At 45.7% G+C, this 21,730-nt stretch carries 16 protein-coding genes; 3 read left to right on the forward strand and 13 right to left on the reverse strand.

Features of this window, described 5'->3' with window-relative positions; all coding sequences use genetic code 11:
* The first annotated feature begins 138 nt into the window (after positions 1 to 138).
* A complete protein-coding gene (locus tag W234_RS0112090) occupies positions 139 to 1,107 on the forward strand; it encodes an ATP-binding protein (RefSeq protein WP_025647092.1) in 969 nt (322 codons plus the stop codon).
* A 102-nt stretch (positions 1,108 to 1,209) separates the two neighbouring features.
* On the opposite strand, the gene W234_RS0112095 is transcribed toward W234_RS0112090, so the two are convergent.
* The 6 genes from W234_RS0112095 to W234_RS0112120 form a co-directional block, all read right to left on the reverse strand.
* Positions 1,210 to 2,340 (reverse strand): MBL fold metallo-hydrolase, encoded by a 1,131-nt coding sequence (locus W234_RS0112095; RefSeq protein ID WP_025647093.1) that lies wholly within the window; start codon positions 2,338 to 2,340, stop codon positions 1,210 to 1,212.
* A gap of 32 nt (positions 2,341 to 2,372) precedes the next feature.
* Positions 2,373 to 2,600 carry a hypothetical protein gene (locus tag W234_RS0112100; RefSeq protein ID WP_025647094.1) on the reverse strand — a complete coding sequence of 76 codons (228 nt, stop codon included), beginning with the start codon at positions 2,598 to 2,600 and terminating at the stop codon, positions 2,373 to 2,375.
* 125 nt (positions 2,601 to 2,725) lie between these two features.
* Entirely contained in the window at positions 2,726 to 3,394 is a 669-nt protein-coding gene (locus W234_RS0112105; RefSeq protein ID WP_025647095.1) for a glutathione S-transferase, read from the reverse strand.
* Positions 3,395 to 3,624: 230 nt separating this feature from the next.
* Positions 3,625 to 4,695: an EamA family transporter RarD gene (gene rarD / locus W234_RS0112110; protein WP_025647096.1), complete on the reverse strand. Its 1,071-nt coding sequence runs from the start codon at positions 4,693 to 4,695 to the stop codon at positions 3,625 to 3,627.
* Between the two features lie 190 nt (positions 4,696 to 4,885).
* Positions 4,886 to 7,702, reverse strand: coding sequence for a DNA gyrase subunit A (gyrA, locus tag W234_RS0112115; RefSeq protein WP_025647097.1), 2,817 nt, complete (start codon positions 7,700 to 7,702; stop codon positions 4,886 to 4,888).
* A gap of 402 nt (positions 7,703 to 8,104) precedes the next feature.
* Positions 8,105 to 9,817, reverse strand: coding sequence for an alpha/beta hydrolase family protein (locus W234_RS0112120; RefSeq protein WP_025647098.1), 1,713 nt, complete (start codon positions 9,815 to 9,817; stop codon positions 8,105 to 8,107).
* Between the two features lie 330 nt (positions 9,818 to 10,147).
* Between W234_RS0112120 and W234_RS0112125 the strand changes: the two genes are divergently transcribed.
* Positions 10,148 to 10,423 (forward strand): hypothetical protein, encoded by a 276-nt coding sequence (locus tag W234_RS0112125; RefSeq protein WP_025647099.1) that lies wholly within the window; start codon positions 10,148 to 10,150, stop codon positions 10,421 to 10,423.
* Between the two features lie 82 nt (positions 10,424 to 10,505).
* The gene (locus W234_RS0112130) at positions 10,506 to 11,384 is read left to right on the forward strand and encodes a methyltransferase domain-containing protein (protein WP_025647100.1); all 879 of its coding nucleotides are present in this window, start codon (positions 10,506 to 10,508) and stop codon (positions 11,382 to 11,384) included.
* Between the two features lie 35 nt (positions 11,385 to 11,419).
* Here W234_RS0112130 and W234_RS14065 read toward each other — a convergent pair whose 3' ends face one another.
* From W234_RS14065 to W234_RS0112165, 7 genes are all read right to left on the reverse strand, one after another.
* Positions 11,420 to 12,523: an ABC transporter ATP-binding protein gene (locus tag W234_RS14065; RefSeq protein ID WP_037059882.1), complete on the reverse strand. Its 1,104-nt coding sequence runs from the start codon at positions 12,521 to 12,523 to the stop codon at positions 11,420 to 11,422.
* 492 nt (positions 12,524 to 13,015) lie between these two features.
* The gene (locus W234_RS0112140; protein WP_025647102.1) at positions 13,016 to 14,680 is read right to left on the reverse strand and encodes an ABC transporter permease; all 1,665 of its coding nucleotides are present in this window, start codon (positions 14,678 to 14,680) and stop codon (positions 13,016 to 13,018) included.
* 46 nt (positions 14,681 to 14,726) lie between these two features.
* Positions 14,727 to 15,836: an extracellular solute-binding protein gene (locus W234_RS0112145; RefSeq protein WP_025647103.1), complete on the reverse strand. Its 1,110-nt coding sequence runs from the start codon at positions 15,834 to 15,836 to the stop codon at positions 14,727 to 14,729.
* Positions 15,837 to 16,014: 178 nt separating this feature from the next.
* Positions 16,015 to 16,767, reverse strand: coding sequence for a 16S rRNA (uracil(1498)-N(3))-methyltransferase (locus tag W234_RS0112150; RefSeq protein WP_025647104.1), 753 nt, complete (start codon positions 16,765 to 16,767; stop codon positions 16,015 to 16,017).
* Positions 16,764 to 18,266, reverse strand: coding sequence for a 3-deoxy-D-manno-octulosonic acid transferase (locus W234_RS14070; protein WP_413771583.1), 1,503 nt, complete (start codon positions 18,264 to 18,266; stop codon positions 16,764 to 16,766). Before W234_RS14070 ends, W234_RS0112150 begins: the two co-directional genes overlap by 4 nt.
* 220 nt (positions 18,267 to 18,486) lie before the next feature.
* On the reverse strand, positions 18,487 to 20,037 hold the full coding sequence (locus W234_RS0112160) for a tetratricopeptide repeat protein (RefSeq protein ID WP_025647106.1): 1,551 nt from the start codon (positions 20,035 to 20,037) through the stop codon (positions 18,487 to 18,489).
* A gap of 36 nt (positions 20,038 to 20,073) precedes the next feature.
* Entirely contained in the window at positions 20,074 to 21,720 is a 1,647-nt protein-coding gene (locus W234_RS0112165) for a cardiolipin synthase (RefSeq protein WP_025647107.1), read from the reverse strand.
* Positions 21,721 to 21,730: the final 10 nt, after the last annotated feature.

Raw genomic sequence — 21,730 nt, forward strand, 5'->3', positions numbered from 1 at the left:
CAAGACTGATAAAATTTTCTGGCGTGCCGTGCCTACGCAGACAAGGCTGCAATAATTCATAGCAGCCTTGCATAACATTTTCATAGTGAACTGACTATATTATCTGCATTAAATTTAACCCAAACGATTAGAATAGATATGTCCGAATCCAAGCCGAACGATCACTACGCCCTACCCGCCCCTTTATTAGCATTGCTTAGCCAGTATCTACAAGAGCACGTCACACCAACCATTGAGATTGACCCAAGCCAGCTTGCGTATCGCTGGGTCGGTGGTCGCAGTGGTCATCTTGAACCCTTAGCAGTAAATCTGTTTTTAAGCTTAGATGACTTACAAGGTATTGAGACCCAAAAAACAAAACTGGTTCAAAACACGCGTCAATTCTTAAAAGGCTTTCCGGCCAATCACGTACTGATGACCGGAACTCGCGGCGCCGGTAAATCATCGCTAATACGCGCTCTACTGCAAGAATATCACAGCGAAGGTTTACGTATTATCGAGATTGCCCGTGATGATCTACAAGTGCTCGATAAAATTCGCGCTGCTATCAAGGCACTGCCTGCTGACACTCAGTGCCGCTATGTCGTGTACTGTGATGATTTGGCCTTTAACGGTCAAGATGAGAGTTATCGGGCGCTAAAAAGCGTGCTTGATGGCGCGCTTGACTCTGAGCAGGACAAGCTTTTAGTATATGCAACCAGTAACCGCCGCCATCTATTACCGCAATTGATGAAGGATAATATTAGTATTTATGATGGACAGACCGATGAGGTTAACCCTTATGAGACTATAGATGAGACCGTGTCTTTATCGGATCGTTTTGGTCTTTGGTTATCCTTTCATCCGATGGATCAACATACTTATCTTCAAATTGTGCAGCATTATCTGAGCTTAGAGCAAGCGAAAATATCGGGTGCTTTAGAAACCCATAACGAGGCTAAAACGACTACGATTGGCGAAGAAGAGCCGCCTCTAGCTGACGATATCAGAGCTGCGGCTTTACGCTGGGCATCAGAGCGCGGCGGACGCTCAGGTCGGGTGGCTTATCAATTCAGTCGTTATTGGAGTGGCAAAACACAATTGGCTGCGACTGATAGTGACTCTTAATAGAGTAAAATAATTTTAATCTTAGCTAAAGTTAACATGGAATGGAAAAGTTACAATGCTGGGCTAAAGCCACAGCCTGCACTACCTCGTTCTGAATAAAGATTAGTCTCTATCAAGCACTGAACCTAAATACTGAACGCTGGATTTGGCAGTGTGCTCACTACCTTTGTTAGTAGTAATTGGTTCGCCTTCGACCGTATATTGCGCAAAGTCCTCAGCTAACCATAACTGATTTTGATAATACCTTTGCGCTTCTAAACGAATATGACTCATATTAGCAGTAGTGCTATTAGGCTTATCAAAGTTTTGATAACGGGCGCTAAAATGGGTCAAGATTAAATGTTGTAGACCGCTATCCTTTGCAAATTGTGCCACTTGCTGAGCGCTACTGTGCATGGGATCAAAGCCTGCGTTGCCCATATTGCCAGAGTTTTTGGCTAAAATACGTGCTTTTACCGCATTAGTATAAGTCGCTTCGTGGACGAGTAGATCCGTATTTTTGATCGATGTGCTTAATAGCTCTGGACTGTCGTTATCCCCTGCCACCACTATCCGTGTGCGCCGCTGATTATTATGGACATAATCAGCTGATGCCAACTGTCGTCCGTCCTCTAAAGTGACATCATGACCTTGTTGTAACTGACCCCATAAAGGGCTAGCGGGAATACCTGCTGCTTTGAGCTTATCTGTATTTAGCACCCGCTGATGAATCGTTTGCGTCACCCCAAAAGCATGCGAAGCCACCCGGTGCGACAGTTTTGTGATATCAATCTCGAGCTGTTGCTGATTGTCTAAAGCTAGAGAGATTTTAGCTCCATTATCAGACAGAACCTCTTCTATCGCTATAAAGTCGATCGCAAAAGGAAAGTGTAGCTCAGTAGTTGATTTTACCGCGTCAAGAAAGTCGTGAATGGCTTTTGGCGCAATAATGGTTAAGGGCGCAGTGCGTCCTGACATTGCGGCACTTGCAAGCAAACCTGGCAGGCCATAACAGTGGTCGCCATGCACGTGCGTGATACAGATAACCGTCAGCTGATGCAAAGACAGCTTAGTCTGAAGCAGTTGCTGCTGCGTGCCCTCGCCGCAATCGATAAGTAGCCAAGGTCGTGATTTTTTGCGAGATTGGTTTTGACTAGATAAATAAGGATTTAGGCATTCGATAGCGAGCGCGGTGACATTACGCTGTTTAGTTGGTACGCCTGCCGAAGTGCCCAAAAAGGTCAGTTGTAGCATAGCTCGCTGCTTACTCCTTAGAGTCCAAAAAACTAGGGAAGCTCACAGATAAAGGTGCGCTTTCCTTCAATTATTTGTCCGCCACTAGCATAACACTCGTTTGCCATATTAGACTCATATGACTTCCAGCCACCATAAAAACTAGCAATACAAAGCAGCGCGACAAGGAGCTTTTGGCCCCAAGACTTGAGCGATATCGGCTGTTGCTCGATGATTTCTTCCTCAAAAGGCTCGTCAGTTACTTTATTTGGCTCTTTCATTATCCTACCTTTTTGAAGCGTTTAATTGTATTCGCTAGCCATTATAACCAAAAAGCGCATCATCAACGAATTGAATGACACGCTTTTGGCTTCTACCTAAAAATCTATTTTACGAGTTTAACCGCTTAGAAGTTAAGACGACCGCCTTTCTCTTCACTACGTTTAAAGGCTGGACGCTCTTCACTGCGTTTAAGCCAGTTTAAGATGTTGGCATATTTTTTTCTATTTAAACCTTCACCCGCATTGGCCCCTAACACTGCTAGATGCATCTGAATATCTGCCGCACTGAATTCAGCACCCGCAAACCACTGATTGTCTTCTAAGTGCTTCTCCATCATCGCAAATATCGGATCTAAGCTTGATTTGACCATGTTATTTTCGATTTGTGCTTGAATCTTTTTGCTGACCGGTTTGATGAGCATCGGCGATTGCTGCACTACTTTGGTAAATACCAAACGCATCACTAACGGCGGCATGACTGACGCTTCTGCAAAGTGTAGCCAAAAGGTATAATTCTCCCAAGCCGCTTCGTTATCGTCACTAGGCTTAAACTGCTGCTCCTTGTCATAGTGCTTGAGTAGATATTCGATAATAAAGCCTGACTCTATCAGCGTCCGTCCATCCGCTTCTAATATAGGCGCATGACCTAGCGGGTGCACCTCTTTTAGACTATCAGGGGCACGGTAGGCTTTGGTACGATTATAACAAGTCAGCTGATAATCAGCCCCCAACTCCTCTAATAACCATAAAATACGAAAAGAGCGCGAGTTTTCTAAATGATGAAGATGCAACATAAATTCTCCTAATAATATTTTGATAAATTGGGCTAGCTGATAAATAGTGAGTGATAAATATAAAAATCAATAATTTAAGATTTTGCTACTTTAATATCATCATATCTCAGTCAAACCGCCATTAATACCAGCAAAGCCCATTACAGTTACCAAAAATAATATCTAACCGGTCAAAATTTTGCCGCATTAGGGTCTATCTATAAATACAGAGTGCGCTCGAAAGCGTTGGCTTATTTTGTATTTAACTTCTCAATCTTACGCGACATTTTCGCTATTTTTCGTTGATAGCGGTTAATTTTACGAAAACGCCTAGCCGCTAATATTCCCTCGATACGGCGATTTTTGAGACGTTGACGCGAAGGAAAACTATGCACCAATGGCTCATTATAGCCATGCAAGCGATCCTCGCGGCGACGATATAGATAACCTCTAGCGCTGTCTATAATCATAATCGTTAAAGCCACTATAATCATACTATACATAAATAATGAGCCGCCCTCATGAAGCCCTTGACTCAAAATCGTAATAGAAAATATAAATAAGAAAATCGGCTCTAAATAGCTCAGCGTTCCAAACAGTGACACCGGCAACTTACTACTCGCCACCATCGTTAGCGACATCGCAAGCGCGCTAAATATTCCTAATAATGGCAGTAAATACCAAAACTTGTTATCGCTGAGCGCTGTACCAAAACCGCCACTGCTATACAACGCAAAAAGCACCACCGGTAATAGTAAAGTTAGATCTGATAATAGACCAGTAATCGGTGGCACAGCTAGCTTGCGGCGCATCAAAAAGTAAGGCGGGTATCCTAAACAGACAAATAAAGTCGCCCAAGATATCGTACCGTATTGATAAACATCATACGCAACGCCGAGCGCCGCTATTAGCGCAGCTAGCCACTGTAGAGCGCTCATATATTCTTTATAAAAAAATCGTCCTACCATAATCATCACTAATGGCAGTAAAAAATAGCCCAAAGTGACATCGAGCCCTAAGCCATTGACCGGCCCCCACATAAATAGCCAAATCTGGCCGCCCAAAATCGGCGTCGGTAAAATAAATATCAACCACTCTTTTGGGGTTTTTATGGTTTTTAGATAATCAAAAACATGCTGCCACTGCTTCGTTAAGCTGACCAATATTGTTAGGCTGATCAGCATCATGATGACCCGCCATGACGCTACTTGCGTGCCCGTTAAAGGCTGCATCAATAAACCAAATAAGAATAATAGCGAGAATAAAAAACTCGCAGACGCGCCAGCTACCGTTCCTTGAAAAGTTTGATTGTTAGTTAGCATAACAACAGCCTTTTAGATTTACCGTCCTTATTAAAGCGATGACTTAACGCTTTAGAACATCGAATTAAAGAGTATTAAAAATACAAATAAGAAAGTTAAAAACCTCTAACGATAACGTTAGAGGTTCTATGTGAAATGTGAAAACCAGAATGACCCTGTTTAGATTGGCGACTTAACTCTCGCCCTTAACTTAGCTATCTCCATCGACACCAGTTTTTAAGTCATAGTCATTAGCGATATCGACCGTATCACTGATATCATCGTTTGCGCCGCTTGCGGTAGTGGCATCGATATCTATCTGCTCCTGAGCTTCAGCGCCAAAGGTACCATCCTCACGCATGGCTTCAATCAGCTCATTATCGTCCTCTTCGTGCTCGACCCTTGCCATAGCGACTAGCGTCTCATCTTTAGACAGACGAATCAAGGTTACGCCCTGCGTGTTACGACCAGCACTTGCGACGTGCTCGACTGGCGTACGCACTAAAGTACCTTTATCAGATATTAAGATAATATCATCTTCTGGATCGACCTTAGTTGCGCGTACCAAAGCGCCATTACGCTCACTGGTTTTGATAGCGATAACCCCGCCGCCGCCGCGATTTTGGGTATTAAACTCTTCAATGAAAGTACGCTTACCAAAGCCGTTTTCACAAGCAATCAAAATCTCGCGGACGTCATCTTCGATAACGACTAAAGATTTAATAAACTCATCATCTTTTAGACGCATACCGCGCACACCTTTAGCGGTACGGCCCATAGCGCGAGCATCGTTTTCATCAAAACGGATAGCTTTACCGCTTGAAGCAAATAGCATCACCTCTTGACTACCGCTAGTGATACGCGCGCTCACAAGCTTATCACCTTCTTCTAAGCTTACAGCAATCAAGCCATTAGAGCGAATATTGGCAAACTGCTTGAGCTCTACCCGCTTCACCGTACCATTCGCCGTTGCAAAGAACACAAAAGGCGGCTCGGCAGTCGTGCTGCCTTCTAACGAGTCATCGTCTGTCTCGTTTACAGTCAGCTCACTTGTAGCGGAGGACTCTTCTACCATCTTTGGAATAGGCAGTATCGTCGTCACTGACTCATCAGCACTGAGTCCAATTAAGTTCACCAAAGGACGACCGCGCGAACCGCGACTGGCAATCGGGACTTCAAAGCCACGTAAGCTAAAGACGCGGCCAGTATCTGTGAAGCACAATACGGTCGCATGAGTAGACGTGACAAGCAGATGATCGATAACATCGTCTTCTTTCATCGCCGTCGCTGACTTACCTTTACCGCCGCGTTTTTGTGCGACATAATCATCGATAGGCTGAGTCTTGGCATAGCCGGTGCGCGAAACGGTCATCACCACCGTCTGCTCTGGGATTAAGTCTTCGCGGCTAAAGTCACTGCGCGAATCGATAATATCAGTACGGCGCTCATCACCGAAGTTGTCTCGAATCTCAATCATCTCATTAGAGATAATAGTCATCAGCTTATCAAAATCCCCTAAGATAGCTTCTAGGTTAGCAATCTCACGTAACAAGTCTTGGTATTCTTCAGTCAGTTTGTCTTGCTCAAGGCCAGTCAAGCGATGCAACTGCATCTCTAAAATCGCATTGACCTGCTCAAGTGATAAGCGATAACTTTGCTCGCCTTTAGTCGTATCATCGATAAGCCCGAATGGCGCTTTAGGGTCTTCGCCTTCGATATACTCAGGACGTACCGATTGGCTACCGGCGGCCTTTAGCATAGCGACGACACTACCTGAGCCCCAAGTATTACCAAGTAAGCTCTCACGCGCTTCACCGCGGCTAGCAGATGCTTTTATCGTGGCGATAATATCATCGATATTAGCGAGCGCTACCGTCAAACCTTCGAGTAGATGCCCACGAACCCGGGCTTTGTTAAGCTCATATATAGTACGGCGCGTCACCACTTCTTGACGATGGCGCACAAAGGCAGCAATCAGTTGACGCAAGGTTAATAGCTTGGGCTGACCGTTATCAAGCGCCACCATATTGATACTAAAGCTGGTCTCAAGCGGCGTCTGCAAAAATAAATTATTAACGATGACTTCAGCGGTCTCACCGCGGCGCAAGTCGATAGCGATACGCATACCGTCTTTATCAGACTCATCGCGTATTTCAGTGATACCGTCGATCTTTTTATCACGAACCAGCTCTGCGATACGCTCAATCAGCTTGGCTTTATTGGCCTGATATGGCACTTCAGTGAACACAATGCGCTCGCGATCACGGTTGACACCGGTAGTACTCATTGGCTCAATATGATAGCGACCACGTACGTGTAAGCGGCCTTTGCCCGTGCGATAAGCGTCTTGAATACCCGCGCGGCCATAGATGATACCGCCCGTCGGGAAATCAGGACCTGATATATGCGTCATCAGCTCCTCACCCGAGATTTGCGGGTTCTCAGCGTAAGCCAAGCAAGCATTGATCACTTCGGTTAAGTTATGCGGTGCCATATTGGTCGCCATACCGACCGCAATACCGGTTGTGCCATTGACCAAAAGGTTGGGCACGCGCGCAGGCAATACGCTTGGCATACGCTCAGAGCCATCGTAGTTATCTTCCCAATCGACGGTATCTTTATCCAAGTCGCCAAGCATCTGATGGGTCAGCTTGGTCATGCGTACTTCGGTATAACGCATCGCCGCCGGTGGATCATCATCGATTGAGCCAAAGTTACCTTGACCATCTACCATTGGGTAACGCAAACTAAAGTCCTGCGCCATACGTACGATCGCATCATAGACCGCGCTGTCGCCATGCGGATGGTATTTACCAATGACGTCACCGACGACACGCGCTGACTTCTTATAAGGCTTGTTGTAGTCGTTAGAGAGCACATGCATAGCATACATAACGCGGCGATGCACCGGCTTGAAGCCATCACGGACATCAGGTAGTGCACGCGAGACAATCACACTCATCGCATAATCTAAGTAGGACTGTTTTAATTCATCTACAATGCCAATAGGACTGACCGACTCGCTCATATACACTCCTTCACTCATATCCACTTTATTAATTTTGCAGGCTTTATAGATCGCTCACCACACTAAGCTGACTTTGATAACCATCAAAGAATTAGCCAGTAAAGCAACACCATAAAGCATGAAAAATCTTGGGAAAATGATGATCGTTTTAGTAGTAAATAAAGAGGACTATTTTAGCACAAATCTGCAAGCTTAGGGGTATCTATATACCAATAAAATCAAGCAAAACAGCTGATTAGCGGGCTTTATTTTTACTTGACAAAACGCTAGTAATATTACTCTGATAACCTGTCTGTTTTTCTATATTTATAGCTGCTTTATCAACAAAAAAACTGCACCTTTTCGGATGCAGTTTTTTTTGTCTACGCTATTTAATAATTACCAACCACTATCTTTTTTAGCTTAAGAGCGCTCAAAGTCTTGCTTAAAGAATTCACGAGCCGCTTGCGTACAAGCAGTGCTAACTAGTTCACCGTGATAATTACTCAGGAATGCAGCTCCCGCTGCACGAGTTGCTGACTCAACCGCCAATGCATTAGCTTGAGCCTGGTCATTGCCAGCTTGAATTGCTGTGGCATAGGCTGCTTTATAAGCATTAGTGTAAGCAGTAGTCTGAACTGACTGCACTTTAGTAGCGAATCTACTTTGAATATTATCAATAATATCGGTACTCATCCAAGCGTTACTCATAGCACTACCGATTGCTGTCACTGTATTTTGATCGCGGTCATCATCATTGGTTGTATCTACATCTAAGACTGTGATATTTAAATTAACTGATGGCGAGGCGTTTGCCTGTTGCAATATGGCAGACATAGACCCTGTATTTACATCATAAAACACGGTTGGATCGTTATTACCGCCACACAGGAGCGTTGGCATTTTTGGTATATATCCACGCAAGTCGTTATCCTTTAACGCCTTACGAAGGTTGTTTTGCGGGTTTTGTGCTGGTAGAGCATTGGTAATTGTCGGAACTAAACCATCAGGATTCTGAATCGCGTCTGCGACAAAGGCCGCTCTAAAATCAGTTTTGATAAGATAGTCGGTATTATCGAAACCTAGTGCGGCGAATGGTAGTTCAGATGGCGGTAAAGCAACTAAAAGCGGGTTGCTAGGACTTCTTTCAAACAAGGCAAATTCAGGAAGTTTATCGGCTTTTACTAATTGATCAAAGCTCAATAAATTTGGTAATTTAGTACTAGCATATTGGGCAGTAAATATCTCTGAGGTATCATTATATATATTGTATTTCTCTTGCAACCCTATCGCTAATAATGGTGCAAAGCGCGTAGCACCAAGGTTAACATTGCCAGCAAAGATAGCATCACCAAAAGCTGCTAGAGCATAAGGCCCTGATAGCGGCGCGATTGCCGTTACTGTTTTGTTTTGCGACTCTAGTAATCTCGCAGTTGCCATAGCGACATGACCGCCTTGTGAGTAGCCTGAGAGGTATAATTTACCTGAATCATCGATGTTGGTGTAATTGTCATTGTTCGCCAGCTTTTGCTTGTCAATCACTGAGCGAGCACTCTCTAGCGCATCGACCATGTCATTCGACTGCTGTTCAGCGACTAGATACGGATGATAATCAAGCTCAGAATCATCGTAGCCAGCATAGTTTGGCGCGACAACGATATAACCTTGGGCGGCAAAGTTAGCGGCTATGAGTGTTGACTCGCCGACTGCTGGATTATTGACATTACCGACTTGGGTAAAGTCATAGCCTCTATCGGTAGTCGTACCATGAGCGTACAGCAGCACCGGACGCTCGCCTTGACATTCATCGCTATCGCCAGTGGGTAACATTAACGCTGCCGTCGCGTTAGTCGCCTCACCTGCAGCGCCAACAGTCGGATAGCTGACCTTTTCAATGGTGACGCCGCACTCAGCATCAGGAGTGTCAGCAGTATCGCCAATAAGAGTATCTATTTGATCTTGGCTAAAGGCATTTATAAACTCTGAAGTAGTTGGAGATTCTGTTGATATTGACGCATTAAAATCATTATCATCATCGCCGCAAGCCGTTAGTAGTAAGCTACTAGCGACAGCTACCGATAATAGACAGCGCGACATCGTTGGGATTTTAGACAGATTGGCATGGGGAATGGTCATATTCGCTATCCTTAGCATTGAGTGACAGGGTTTTAATGTTAATTTTAGAATATTAATACAGCGCAATAGCCACTTTATCAAAAACAGCTTTAGTGATTAATAATCTATAATGCATACACCTTACTGTTTATACCGTAAAAGAGCATAAAAAGATACTTCAAATCGATAATTCCGGCTCTTGTATAAGCTCTTGAGCTCTAAGCACTCTAATATCATTCATTCTAATATAATCATAGACAAAATATTCTTAATCGCTAAACTGACTACGGGTTTTGCCTAGGGTCTATTAAAGCTCAACCCTTAAACTATTATTTTATAGGTCAATATTTTATGGATATCGTTTTAGCTATTGTTTGGATTTTGGCAATGGTGCTCTATAGCTTCTCTAGTGATTATGCCCAGTACTTTCCTGATCATAATAATCGCGCACTGCCTTTTGTGCGTTGGGGTTCGCTATTAGTCGCGATGGGCTTATCTGCATACCTTGCTCAAGCCTATCAACAACACTTACAAGGCACTGGTATTTGGGTCTTTGTCATTGTCGTCTTCGTTATTATCATATTATCTAAACTCGTCTTTAAATGGGTGCTCAAACGCCGCCGCTAAAGTACAAAATAAAGCTCTAATAAAAGTAAACTAAACATAACTACGCAGCGGTAGTAAATTTAATAATAAAGAAAATCAATTTATGACAGACAACAAAAAAGATAACTCACAAAACCAGCAGAGAGCGACACGTACCGATCGTAGCTTTGAGCCGATTGCTGATCATTTTGAAAAAAAGGTCTACGGCGGTTTAAAAGGAGAGATTCGGCTTGCGGTATTGCGCCGCGATATTTTTGCTCATGTCAATGAGCACAGTCGACGCTTAGGACGTCCGCTGCGCATATTAGATGTCGGAGCCGGCTTAGCGCAAATCGCTATAGAGCTGGCAGCGCAAGGTCACACGCTTGTCATCAATGATATCTCTGCCGCTATGTTAGACAAAGCGCAAACTCATGCTGCCGCCCTTGAGACAGGCACCAAAACCAAGCTAAATATCAGTTGGCTGGTTTGCCCTTATCAGGAGCTTGCATCCAAGCTTGCTGCAGACAGTGCTGCAGAAAACAGCGATACTAAGTTTGATCTCATCCTTTGTCACGCGCTGCTCGAATGGCTGGCCAAGCCGGCTGAGGTAATGAGATTTTTTGATACTCAGCTACGCCCTCAAGGCGCATTATCACTCTGCTTTTATAATCCAGCGAGCTTCGATTATCGCAACCTAATTATGGGTAATTTTAATCTGCTAGATAGACAGCTTGAAGGCAACTATGCCGCCGACAATAAAAAAAGCCTAACGCCCAATCATCCAGTCGCCAGACAAGAGGTAGAGGCGTGGCTACAACAACATCATTATAAAGTAGTGCTTGAGAGCGGGCTACGTGTCTTTCATGATTACGCGCCGCTTAAGCGCGGCGGTCATAACGACCCTGAAGCAGTGATAAAAATGGAGCTACGCTATTCTCAGTTAGAACCGTACAAATGGCTAGGACGCTACTTGCATATCTTAGCGACTGCGAACGGCTGATATTGACTGATATGTTTACTCCTGTTTAAGCGCGCTCAATGTAATCTATCGTACTCTGACCACGTGGTGGCATTGACGTCTTTTTCATCGAACACCACCACATGCTCAAGTAACGGCAAGATACCGATATGGCTACCAACTGCGTGGTTATGGTGGCTCGCGACTAACGACAATACCGTCTGACCACTGTCTAATTGCAGCCGATACAGATAGTTAGCACCGCGAAACACTCGTCCAACGACTAATGCAGTTTGCGGGCTATCATCATCATGAATGATATCATCAGGACGTACGAGTACTTTGATGGGCGTGCCATTAGGATAGTCATACTCGCAGTATTGCGGCTGCCCTGAGGCATCGTACACCTCCATGCGCCGATAAATATCGCCAAGTGCCGTCTCGACATGACCTTCTTTGATAATGCCATCTATCATCGCGCCCTCGCCGACGAACTCAGCGACAAAAGGACTAACCGGCTCATGATACAGCTCGCTTGGCGTTGCCCACTGTACCAGCTTGCCTTGATGCATAACCCCGACTTTATCTGCGAGAGCAAACGCTTCGTTTTGGTCATGAGTCACTAAAATAGCAGTAGTATTGGTGCGTTTTAGAATATCACGCACGCTCATCGCTAATGATTCGCGCAGCACCACATCAAGGTTAGAAAAAGGCTCATCAAGTAATAGTAACTTTGGCTTAGGAGCCAGTGCTCGAGCTAACGCCACGCGCTGCTGCTGACCACCCGATAGCTCAGCGGGACGTTTATCAGCGTGCTCGCTCAGTCCCACCAGCTCTAACATCTGCGCCACGCGCGCTTTTTTATCAGCGCTAGACCATTTATTAAGACCAAATCCAATGTTTTTGGCAACGCTGAGATGACCAAATAGCGCATAGTCTTGAAACACCATACCCATACCGCGCTTGGCAGGAGCCACCGCAAAGGAATGGCGGTTATCTTGTTCGGTTAGACGCTGATGATTGAGCTCAATTTTGCCCTGGCGGATAGGCTCAAGCCCAGCAATAGCTCGCAGCGCTGTGGTTTTTCCGCAGCCGCTATACCCCAAAAAACAACCGATCTCACCTTGTTGCAGGCTCAATGACAAGCCATTGACAATAGTCACATCATCGTAGCCCACGATTAAGTTTTCTACTTTTAAAAAAGGCTCAGTATCGCTCTTTGAGGCGCGCGGGTCACGGTAGTTACGTTGCTCGTCGCTCTGCTCACTGCTGCTATCGCTACCCGTATCCGCTTCACCAAGCGTTTGCGTATTTTGCATAGTTTGGCCTTTTTGCGGTAACGCTGATACCGGGAGCACAGATGATTTTTTGCTCACTTCTAGCCTAGCTTTGGCTTTGATAAGCTTTGGATCTAGACCTTTTGTAAGGGATTGACGGTCTTTAGAAGAAGGCTGTTTTGCATAGCTCTCCTCGGTATCTAAAGTATCATTAGTCAAGTTGGTATACATAGAAGGTTCTCGTAAGCGATAAATAAATGAGACGGGCGATAATAAATATTAGGGATACTCAATATTAGAGGTGCTCGCTGCTATTTAAAGGTGACAAAATTAAAGGAGAAATCTAAAAGTGCTCATACTAACATGTTAATCATGAACGATTACCATTTATGCAGATTAGCTATGCTTTTCACTTTGGCGTAGTAATATCCATACAGGTATTAGCCCCACCAACACAATCAGCAAACTCGGTAGCGCCGCTCTCGCCCACATGCCTTCGCTTGTCATCTCAAACACTCGTACCGCCAGCGTATCCCAGCCTTGCCGACGCGTCATTAGGGTGATTGGCATCTCTTTCATCACCTCCACAAAGCCCATTAGCAAAGCCGTCAGCACTCCCGGACTAAGTACCGGCAATACCACTTGTCGCCAGCGCTGGAACGGACTACTGCTTAACAGTTCAGCGGCGGCTTCTTGATTGACCGTCAGTCGCTGTAATTGACGATCGATCGGCTGAAAGCTCACCGTCATAAAACGCGTTGAGAGTGCTAATAGCATCACAATGACGCTACCTGATAATACTTGCTTAGTGGTAATACCAAAAGCGATCAGCTGATTGTCTAGCCAAGCAATAGGAATAAACACGCCAACAGCAAGCACGGTGCCTGGTACCACATAGCCCAAATTAGCAAGCGTGGTCATCAGTTTCGTGCTCTTATCGGCATACTGACGCTTAATCCAAGCAATGATAATAGCGAGAAAGGCAATCAGCACTGTGGTCATGCTCGCAATAAGCAGACTGTTAGTGACAAAATCGATATAGCGCGCATCAAAGTCTTGGCGGTAGTTCATCGCCGTCCAATACAGTAGCTGCAAAAACGGTACTAAAAATGCCAATAAAAATACCAGACTACAAAGCAGCGTCATGCCCCATTTAGCTGCTGCGTTACTCGTCAGGCGCTTATTACTGCTTTGCGCGGTTATCGAGCCGCGACGTGCCTGCCAATACTGCTCAAATATCACCACGATAAACACTACGCCAATAAGTAAAGCCGCCAGTTGCGCGGCAGTAGTCAGGCTAAAAAAGCCAAACCAAGCCTTATAGATAGCAGTGGTAAAGGTATCGACATTAAATACCGATACCGCACCAAAATCCGCTAGCGTCTCCATGCTGGCAAGTAAAAGTCCACCAATAATCCAAGGCAGTGCTTGCGGCAGCGCCAAACGAAAAAACACGCGGCTACGACTGAGCCCAAGCATCTGCCCCGCTTCGATCGCGCGGTGACCTTGCGACAAAAAAGCTTGCCGCGCTAATAAGTAAACATAAGGATAAAAAGCAAGCGACAAAATAAAGCCTGCGCCCCAAACGTTGCGCACTGAGGGAATAGCAGTGGTCACGCCCAGCTCTCGCAAGCTCGTCTGCAAAGGCCCACTAAAATCAACCATACCGACAGTGACAAAGGCGAAAACATAGGCGGGTATTGCAAGCGGCAACATCAGAGCCCAAGAAAAAAACCGCTGACCTGGGAAGCGGTACATACTCGTAACCCAAGCCAGCGAAGTACCCACGCTACCCGAGATGACCGTCACCATCGCTAATAAGATAGCGGTATTTTTTAGTACTTGCGGCAGCACATACTCGCCCATATGTGGCCAGATATCAGCCATCGGCTGTGTCCAAGACAGTAGGACGATCAAAATCGGTATCAGCATAAACAACGAAATCAGTCCTAAGACTGATTTCGATAAAACACGTTTAAGAAGGGTGCGATCCTTAACGACGATAAGGTCTGGAGCCCCTATATCGTCTGCATGTTCGCACGCTTTTGGTATCGTTACCATATTACTACCATCTTCTACCCTCTATAGCGACGCTAATGAACAAGCCTTACTTATAGCCTGCTTTGTCCATCATTTGAATCGCTTGAGTTTGTAGCGAGCCAAATTTTTGAACATTGATATCATCTTGTTTAAAGCTGCCCCAAGATCTGAGCATCTCTGACTCATCAACGCCCTGTTTTACTGGATACTCTTTATCGGAGCTGGCATAGATACCTTGCGCTTCATCAGACGACAACCACTCCATCAATTTAAGCGCGCCATCTGGGTTGTCTGCTGCCGCAACTACGCCCGCGCCAGAGATGTTGACATGGGTGCCAGTTGTGTCTTGATTGGCCCAAAATATCTCTACTGGAAAATCAGGGTTTTCATCAAGGATGCGGCCATAGTAGTAGCTGTTAGCGATACCCACTTCACACTGACCAGCCGCAATAGCTTCTAGCATACTCGTATCATCGCTGAACACATCAGTGGCTAGATTATCTACCCAGCCGCGAATCACTTCTTCAGTTCTTTCAGCGCCCAAGTGCTCAATCATACTAGCGACTAATGACTGGTTATAGACCTTTTTTGAAGTGCGCAGGCATAGCTTGCCTTTCCACTTTGGATCAGCCAGATCAGCATACGTCGATAGCTCCTCAGCATCGACTTTGCTAGGGTCATAAAAGATAGTACGAGCGCGTAGCGACAGACCTGTCCAATTACCCGCTGGATCACGGTACTTCGCCGGAACGTTAGTATTTAGAGTTTCTGATGCTATCGGCTGCAATAAGCCCTGCTCTCCTGCTTGCCATAAGTTACCGGCATCAACGGTTAATAGCATATCAGCTGGGGTGTTATCACCTTCTGCTTGTAGACGCGCCATCAGTGGGCCTGTTTTATCAGTTACCAGCTCAATCTCAACGCCAGTCTCTTCGGTATAGCGATCTAATAACGGCTTAATCAGCTGCTCATTACGCGATGAATAAATCGTCACCGACTGATCGCTATTGGCCGTTGCCGCTTCAGTTGTTGATGCCTCGTCTTCAGCCGTCTGTTCAGGTGTCTGGCTTTGATTACAACCGACCAAACCTAACATCATACTAAACATAGCCACAGATAACGTGGTCTTTATGGGCTGACTTACCGCAACTGAATCATTAAGCGCTTGTAACGACATGGCTTTCTCCAAAGCTGGATTATAAACAAAAGAACATCGATAGGGGGTTATAAATAACGAGATAAACGGCTTAAAACGAGCAAATACATACTAATAGAGATGATATTAATTATCAATAACTTTATGCGACTCGCTCATAAGAGCAGAAGCTATAATGTGCTTGATGTTGCAAGGTTTGTTAATGAGGTAACAGCCACTGCCCGACAATGACGTTGACTGCCGCTTCAGTACGCAATATTCTTGAGCCTATAGTAAGCGCTTGACAGCCTTGCGTAGCTAGTAGCTCAATCTCATAGTCGATCCAGCCGCCCTCGCTACCGATAAAAACTATCTTAGGTAAGCTATCAGTAGACGCTCGCTGTAAGTAAGCTGATAGCGATAACGCACCGTAAGGATGAGCAACGATCGCCTGTCCATCTATGTCTGTGAGCAAACGCGGTAGCTTGTCTTCCACAAAAGGTTTAAAGCGTTTTTCTAAGGTGATAGTCGGCGCAATAGTATCAACGGATTGTTGTAGTCCTTCGAGTACAAACTCGTCAAGACGGCCAAGCATCGGGCTTTGCCAGTAGCTTTTTTGGCTGCGATAGCTGTTTATTAAGATGATGTGTGCCACCCCAAGCGCTGTCATATCCATAATTAATCGGCGCAGCACTTTTGGGCGTGGCAGTGCTAAAACAACGGTGAGGTCTAACTTATTAGGCGGTGCAAGAGTAAGCTGCACCTCGCGTAGCTGAATGACAGTTGGTGTCATATCATCGATAATCGCGCTGCCCAGCTTGCCGCCTAATTGTCCAATCTTTAAGCTATCGCCTACCTGCAAGCCTAATACCTTATGGATATGATCGATTTGTTTAGGGTCGCTGATATAAGCTTGAGCGCTTGTAGCGTCAGCATTTGAGAAATTATCGATGGGTAATAGTAGACAGTTCACAGCACTTCTCTACCCGTTACTCCTTGTAATGACTGACTAATGACCGTCTCAATCATCTCAAGTTGCTGCGTAAGCACCGCTTGTTGCTCACTTGTCAATTGCGCGCCTGCCTGCCCTGCGCGCTTAGCGGCTGATAAATCACTCAGCCAAAGCTGTAACTGGCTATACATCTTAGCCTGATCTGATGAGTTTGCGCTCTTACTAGTGTTTGATGATTGGCTTTTACTAGTCTTTTGCAGAGCATCATTCTTTGAATTTTGAGAGAGCAATTGCTGATGGTCTTGATAAAACTCATTATTAGGCTGATAAAGCGCCCCTACCTCTACCAGTTTATCCACCACACTCTGACAAGACTGCGTATATTGGCCCATTAGCACAGGCGTCGCTACGCTCGCAGGCTCAACAGGATTATGACCGCCGATATCTACCAACGAGCCGCCGACCAAAGCCACATCCGCTTGCTCATACCAGTGCATCAGCTCGCCCATCGTATCCGCAAGATACACTTGGGTCTGTGCAGTGATAGGCTCATCCAAACTACGCCTTGCCATAGTCAGATTAGTGGCTTTGATAAGCTCAGCGACCTCAGCGAAACGTTCAGGATGTCTAGGTACGATAATCAGTAGCGTATTGGCAAGCTTAGGATCTGACAGCAACTGCTGCTGCCATGCCAGCGCAATACTCTCTTCGCCTGCATGGGTACTTGCTGCTATCCATATCGGCCGATTGAGACCCTTTAGCGTCATACTATTTGTAGACTCTTGCTCTACTTGCATATTTGTGGCTACTGGTTTTGGCGTGTTAATCACCCATTTTAATGAGCCGGCTACTCGTATCTGTGAGCTTAATGCGCCAAGTTGGCGAAAGCGTTTCGCCGACTCATCGTCCTGCGCGATAATCAGCGTTAGATTTTGCATCATGCTCGCGCTGACCGATTCGATCTTTTGGTAGCTTTTGAATGAAGAGGCGGATAAGCGTCCATTGACCAAAATACTAGGGATTTGCTGAATCGAGAGTTTGGTTAAAATATTGGCCCAAAGCTCAGTTTCGATAAACAAAGCGGCCATCGGCTGTACGTGACTTAAAAACTTATCAATGACAGCCGGACTATCTACCGGCACGTAGCTATGAGTCAGCCGTCCTTGCGCGATATCGTCAGCAAAACGCTGAGCGGCACGCGCAAAGCCCGTCTGCGTGGTATTGGTCAACCAAATCTGGTAGCCCTTCGCTAGTAAAGCGTCTAATAAAGGCGCGGCGGTGTTGGTCTCGCCTAAAGACACCGCATGACACCAAATTATTTTTTGAGTCGAGATATCTGCCGTTGATGGAGCTGCGAGCGCCGGATACTGCTTACCAAAGCGCTGAGCCACTTCTTGCTGATAGTTGTCGCGCTTATGCGAGCGGCGCCAGACTTGCAGACGATATAAGGGTTTGAGAATACCAATCACCACCCGATAATACCAAGGCGGGCTTTGCGGAGTACGCATAGCAAGCTTCATCGGCTCAGCGTAAACTTCGACTAAATCGACGCTAGGCTCCTGTGTCTCTATATCTGTTGAAGACGGCGGGGTATAAGAGGACGGCATGACATGAGACCCGTTCAATAAGGGATAAGACGGCAGCAAACACAGCCGACACGTTAACTTAAGCAGACAAGACGAAAAACTAAAAATGAGCGTGACAATTTTACCGTAAACTTTAGTCAATGAGAATTAGCCATTAGACAAATATAATTAATAAAAGCGCCGCTACCACTATCGCGCCAATAAGCCACTGATATCGCTTTAAGCTGTGCTGCTCTTGCGCTTTAGTCGTCATCAAGAGCTGTGCTTGCTGCCACTCTTGATTGATAGTTAGCGCTTCAGGATGACCGTTGTCCGCCGCCTGCTCGAGCCAATATTTGCCCATGTCTATATCTTGCGTCAGCCCAAACCCTTGATAGTACAGCTTACTTAACAAGCGCTGGGCGCGGCTATCATTGGCGTTAGCGGCTTGTTTGACTAAGCTTATACCCTTCTCCTTACTCGCCTGATCTATGCTAGCCCGATCTGTACTAGCTTTGTCCTTATCAGACTCGCTATCCATATTTAACTTAGCGGTGCCTTCGCCTAATAGCTCATACATCGCGAGTCGGAGCATAGCGGCAGTATGGCCGGCGTTAGCTGATTTTTGTAGTAAGCCTAATGCCTGCAGACGAGCGGCTTGATGAGTATCAGAGAATTTAACTTGCGCGCGTGGTTTGTTTTGTTTTGCGATATGACGCTCGAACTGATCGAGTATATGACAAGCTTGCTCATATTCCTTGTTTCCAGCATTTTGCGGTACTTTAATCTCATTGAGCTCGTTTAACAAACGAGTAAAGATCTCAGGCGTCGGTTGGGCGTTTTTATTAGCAACTTTATTATTTGCGGTCTGGCTATTAGGGCTTTTATGAGCAGGGTTATTAACTTCATTATTGGTTGCAATTTTAGGATGGTTATCGCTATCCGTTGGCTTTAACTGCGCTGTGGTTGACGATAAGACAGGCTGAATAGGCGGCTTAGCGTTTATCTGCACTGATTCATCTTGTCCTAAGTGTTGCTGATATTCTGAGTTATTTTCCGTATTCGCTGGCAGCCTTTGAGTCTCTACTGTGGTATTCGCCGACTGAGATGTTTGAGATATTTGCGAAGACACTTGAGGCAAGCGCTCTTTGACCGCTTGATATAGACCGCTAGCAATCTGTCCTCCTTGAGCGGCGACAAACTGCCTATCAATATGACCAAATAGGCGCAAACCGATTGGCTCTAAAGCAAAAAATAACGCCGCTGCATGAGCGCTTACCTCATTTAAATCATCGTTTACCTGAGCACTGTCTTCTCGATAAGCTACTGCCATGTCTTGATAAAAATCATCGGCAGATAGGCTCAGCTGAGGATATCGGCGGCGTAGATCAGACTGACTGTACCAATGCGGCAAGCTTTGCCACTCACCGGCTAAAATGCGGCCGGCATAAAACGCAAGGAACCATAATAGATGGCGAAAGCGATCATCTGCCAATAAGTGCTGCTCTGTTACTGCGTTTTTAGCATTATCTCGGCGTATCTGTAATAGTAGCGTGTCCACGCGCTGCAAACTCGCTAGCGTCTCATCTAACTTACAAGCCTGCAGCTCAGCCTCATAAGCGACACCGCCTGCGATAGGACGCTGAGCCAAAAAGTCCTGCCAGTACCCTTCAGCGATATAATCCAGTGAAGTCTTGGCTACAAATGAATCAGAGCTGACAGACATAGCGAAACGTATCCTATGGGTGAATAAACATGCAAATTATAATAAGGGACTAAACAAGCGTATCACATTATCGAACAAGCTTTTAGAACGAGGGCGCTGCTGCCAATAATGCAGCTCCAAAAAATCACAATTCTCCAAATAAGCGTTTTGGCAGCTCAGAACTTGCGCCACCATCTCTGGGGTATAAATCGCCAAAGTCACCTCCATATTCAAATAAAAGCTACGCATATCGATATTCACTGTACCAAACAGGCAGTAATCATCGTCAATGACCACGGTTTTGGTATGTAGCAAGCCGCCTTCAAAGCGTGCAATCTTCACGCCCGCCTCTAACAGCTCTTGATAATAAGCCTGCGAGGCATGCTGTACCAGAAATGAATCTACTTTCTTTGGCACAATCAACGTCACATCGACGCCGCGCCTTGCAGCTGTAGTTAGCGCCCCAGATAAGGCTTCGTCTGGCACGAAATAAGGCGTAGTAATCTGAATGCGCGTATTAGCACGGTGGATAACCGTGACTAGCGTATTATAAATGACATGCCCGGTCAGCTGCGGCGCTGATGGGATCAGTTGAGCGATAACGTTATTGACTATTGGCATAGGCGCAATATCTATCAAGTTTGTCCCCGCTAATGGCTGCACGGCACTCTCTTGCGTATGCCCCTGCTCATCAAGCAATTGCACCCGACTGTTCAGATCGTTGATAGTAGGATGCATCACACAGAGCTTACGCGTGTAATTATTTACCCGCTTATCAAGCTCATAGAGATTATCTTGACTCTCAGCGCCGATATCGGTGACCACCACTTTACTCATAGCCGTCGCGATACTAATCGGTTGCACGCTTGTGCTCCGAATCATCACATCGATCCACTGGCCGACGTTTTTATCTTGTTTAAAATAGTTAGGATCAACCAGATTGAAGCTACCGGTATAGCCTATATACTCATCGATGACGATAATCTTGCGATGATTACGCAAGTCTGAGCGCTTAAACAAGGTCTTAAGTAGACCTACTGGCAGTGACTGATAAACAAAGACACCGGCATTTTCTAAAGCTTCTTGGTGCTTACGATTAAAAAACCCTAGACTACCAACACTATCCGCTAGGATGTGACACTCTACCCCGCGCCTCGCGGCACTCATTAAAGCCTGCAGTACTTCAAGCACCTGGCCTCTCGGGTAGATAATATAAAACTCCATATAAATAGTGTGAGCAGCATTATGAATATCAGCAATAAGCTGATCAAAAATAGCGCTTGGACTCGTCAGCAGCTGCATTTGATGACCAGCAAATACGCCAAAGCCGGTCTTTCGCGTCCCGATAGAGCTCACCCCGCGATAATGATCGGACAATAGATCTTGGCCTTGATCAAATACCAAACGCTCGCGCGCTGCCATATCGTTGGTCAATAGCTGCGCTTGGTCAACGCGCTGCCGATAGCGCCGCCCAATCATCGGCTCACCTAATAATAGATAAGCGATAAAGCCGACTAAAGGCAGCGTGTAGAGCATAGCAATCCAAGCAATAGACACGCCAATATTGCGCTGCACTGTGACGATACGCAGCGTCATAACGACCATCAAAGTAATATGCAATACTAAACCAAGACCGGCCAAGTCGATCCAGGACCAAGGCGCAAGTGTCTGTTGTGTCGCTAAAGGGTCTATAATACTCTCCAATGATTAAGGT

This window comes from Psychrobacter sp. TB15, assembly GCF_000511655.1.
GTDB classification, from domain to species: domain Bacteria; phylum Pseudomonadota; class Gammaproteobacteria; order Pseudomonadales; family Moraxellaceae; genus Psychrobacter; species Psychrobacter submarinus.